4 protein-coding genes and 1 pseudogene are annotated in these 2,772 nt (G+C 65.7%); 3 read left to right on the forward strand and 2 right to left on the reverse strand.

Annotated features, from left to right (window positions below; all coding sequences use genetic code 11):
* Nucleotides 1-371: 371 nt before the first annotated feature.
* The 3 genes from ACFWN1_RS32740 to ACFWN1_RS32750 are packed head-to-tail and all read left to right on the forward strand — an operon-like array spanning nt 372 to nt 2,099.
* Nucleotides 372-680, forward strand: coding sequence for a GNAT family N-acetyltransferase (locus ACFWN1_RS32740; RefSeq protein ID WP_384370225.1), 309 nt, complete (start codon nt 372-374; stop codon nt 678-680).
* Between the two features lie 31 nt (nt 681-711).
* On the forward strand, nt 712-1,122 hold the full coding sequence (locus ACFWN1_RS32745; protein WP_384370228.1) for a (4Fe-4S)-binding protein: 411 nt from the start codon (nt 712-714) through the stop codon (nt 1,120-1,122).
* Nucleotides 1,123-1,178: 56 nt separating this feature from the next.
* Entirely contained in the window at nt 1,179-2,099 is a 921-nt protein-coding gene (locus tag ACFWN1_RS32750) for an NADP-dependent oxidoreductase (protein ID WP_384370231.1), read from the forward strand.
* Between the two features lie 162 nt (nt 2,100-2,261).
* Here the strand turns inward: ACFWN1_RS32750 and ACFWN1_RS32755 are convergent, their stop codons facing one another.
* Both ACFWN1_RS32755 and ACFWN1_RS32760 read right to left on the reverse strand, forming a co-directional pair.
* Complete coding sequence (locus ACFWN1_RS32755; RefSeq protein ID WP_384370235.1) at nt 2,262-2,540, reverse strand: transposase; 279 nt, start codon at nt 2,538-2,540, stop codon at nt 2,262-2,264.
* Nucleotides 2,525-2,772 (reverse strand): annotated as a pseudogene (locus ACFWN1_RS32760) (IS1380 family transposase); the annotation flags it as partial. The pseudogene ACFWN1_RS32760 and the gene ACFWN1_RS32755, both read right to left, overlap by 16 nt.

Below are 2,772 nucleotides of genomic sequence, written 5' to 3' on the forward strand. Positions count from 1 at the left end.
GGGTCGGTGAGGAGGGCCGCCGGACGGGAGCCCCACGGAGGCGTTCGTTCGCCGCTGTCACGAGGATTGAAGTCCGCGTCCGTGGTCAGAAAATTCTTCCTCCGCCACCACTCCGCGCTTCGTCATCCTGGCGATTTGGCGCCAGGTCGAGTCGACTCGGCGATGGATTCACAGCCACCGGCGTGGGCCTGTCATCGACGCTTCATCTATCGATCGTAAGTGGTCGGGCGGCCGGTTCCGCGTCCGCCTGGTCGCGCTGCGGGCATTTCTGGCGTAGGGTTAAGTTGACACGTCAACCAGGGCGCGTTGCGTCAAGGGATCCAGCGAGGATCCGTCGGGTCGATATTTGTCGGGCTCCTGAAGGAGGAGACATGGCTGTGGAAGTCAGGGACGCGCACGCGGAGAATCGCTATGAGGCCCGCGTCGACGGAGAGTCGATGCCGGTAGGCATCGCCCAGTACATCCGCACCTCGGAACTCATTGCATTCGTGCACACCGAGGTGGGGCCCCAGCACGCGGGGCGGGGGGTCGGGTCTGCGCTGGCCCGCACAGCCCTGGACGAGGCGCGCGTGGCGAAGCTGCGGGTGCTGGCCACCTGCCCCTTCTTTGCGGGCTGGATCGCCCGTCACCCCGAATATCAGGATTTGCTGTATCAGTCCCGTAGCAAGGTCAGCGACTGAAGACCTGAACACTGCGAACACGGAGGCGGGCATGAGCCGAGATTCCGATCAGAAGGCCTACAAGGCAGAGGCGATTACGGTGACCTTCGAGGCAAGACGATGCCTCCACGCCGCTGAGTGCGTTCGCGGCCTGCCCGGCGTGTTCGACACAGCGAAGCGCCCCTGGGTCCAACCGGATAACGCCACAGCCGATCAGCTGGCTGAGGTGGTGCGGCGTTGCCCCTCGGGTGCCCTGAAGTACGCCTTGGCGGACGGCGCTGAGGAGACCCCCAATACGCCCACCACTATCACCCGTAACGCAAACGGTCAGCTGACCGTCCGCGGTGAGCTGAGAGTCGACACGCCTCAAGGCCCGGCGGCCGAAACCAGGGTTGTACTTTGCGGTTGCGGGAACAGCCAGTTGCAGCCTTTCTGCGACCACACCGGGCTCTGCGGCAGGTAAGAGCGCGCCTCCTACGTCATACCCAGTGCAGGACACGAGATCCAGGAACCAAGAACATGTCACGCGCAGTGCAATTCTCCGAATACGGCACCCCTGAGGTGCTTAGTGTCGTCGACGCCCCGTCTCTCAATGCAGGTCCGGGCCAGGTACGGCTCGCGGTACGGGCAGCGGGCGTCAACCCGATCGACTGGAAGATCCTGCAAGGCTTCATGCGCCAGGAGATCCATCTGAATCTCCCAAGCGGCCTTGGCTCCGACGTGGCCGGCGTGGTTGACCAGGTCGGCGAGGGCGTAACTGCCTTTGAAGTAGGTGACGAGGTGCTGGGTTCCTCGCTCAGTCCTTCCTACGCACAGTCGGCCCTCGCTGATCCCACCGCGCTGGTCAGCAAGCCGACTTCTGTTCCGTGGGAGGTTGCCGCGACACTGAGTGGCACGGGCCTCACGGCGTGGGGGGTCCTCGACAAGCTGCGGGTCTCCGCAGGTGAGACCCTACTCGTCCATGCCGCTGCAGGAGGCGTCGGTACATTCGCCGGACAGCTGGCCGTGGCCCGCGGTGTGCGTGTCATTGGCACCGCAAGCGAACGCAACCAAGAGCTACTCCGCTCCTTCGGGGTCGAACCGGTTCTCTACGGCGAAGGCTTGATCGATCGTGTCCGACAGATCGCGCCCCAGGGCGTTGACGCGGTCGTAGACGCCTCCGGTCGCGGGGAGATCCCAGACTCGATTGAACTCGCCGGCGGGCCGTCACGTGTGCTCACGCTCGTGGCATTCGACGCCGCGGGTACCGGTATTGAGGTATTTATGGTCAAGAGGGGCGCAGGAGACTCCGAAGCGCTCGGTGAGATCCTCACCCTGATCGAGGACGGGCGTCTACGAGTTCCCATTGCGGCCTCCTACTCATTGGACGAGGTCGCGGCAGCTCTGACCGTGAGCCAGACAGGACACCCAAACGGCAAGCTTGTCATCCTCCCGCACTAGCCTCGAAGTTTCGTGACGGTCCGCCGACGGAGTCGGTGGACCGTTTTCGTGCTGTGGGCTGAGGTTGGGCAGGCCGAGGAACCGAGTGTCGTCTCGGGGTGGCGCCGGGTTCCACTGCTCCGGGTGGTGAGGTGCTGTCGTAGGGGCGGGTGAATCTGCTGGTCAGCAGGGGTTCGGCAGGAGTGCGAGCCGTTCGAGGGCGGCGGTGATGTAGGCGGTCCAGGGCCAGTGCCCGGCCAGTCGGAGGTCCGCCGGTGGCCGGTGGTGACAAGTCGTCCGGCCGTCGGAGAACAGGCGGAGTCGCAGCCGGCGGGCTTCCCGGAGGCGGGCCTTGCCGGTCAGGGCGAGCATGGGCATCCAGACCAGCGGGTCGAGTGCGAGCTGGACGATCTCCAGCCAGACCTTGCTCTGGGCCGTGCGGTGCGGGGGGAGGTTGCGCAGACCGGTGGCCCTGGGCGGCGCGGATGCGGTCCTCGGCTCTCGCCCGCCGGCGGTGACGCAGCTCGAGTTCGGCGATGGGCCGGCCGGTGGTGTTGGTCGCGAAGCAGGTCAGCCGTATGCCGTCCGCGTCCGTGATTCTCAACTGGGCTCCGGGGTGCGGCCGTTCCTTGCGGACAATCAGCCGCATGCCCTCCGGCCAGCCGTGAAGGACATCGCCGGTGAGTTCGGCGAC

It is taken from the genome of Streptomyces sp. NPDC058459 (assembly GCF_042721685.1).
Taxonomy (GTDB): Bacteria; Actinomycetota; Actinomycetes; order Streptomycetales; family Streptomycetaceae; genus Streptomyces.

Coding starts and splice junctions, on each gene's coding strand:
- ACFWN1_RS32740 (WP_384370225.1), top strand. CDS start 372: ATGGCTGTGGAAGTCAGGGACGCGCACGCGGAGAATCGCTATGAGGCC.
- ACFWN1_RS32745 (WP_384370228.1), top strand. CDS start 712: ATGAGCCGAGATTCCGATCAGAAGGCCTACAAGGCAGAGGCGATTACG.
- ACFWN1_RS32750 (WP_384370231.1), top strand. CDS start 1,179: ATGTCACGCGCAGTGCAATTCTCCGAATACGGCACCCCTGAGGTGCTT.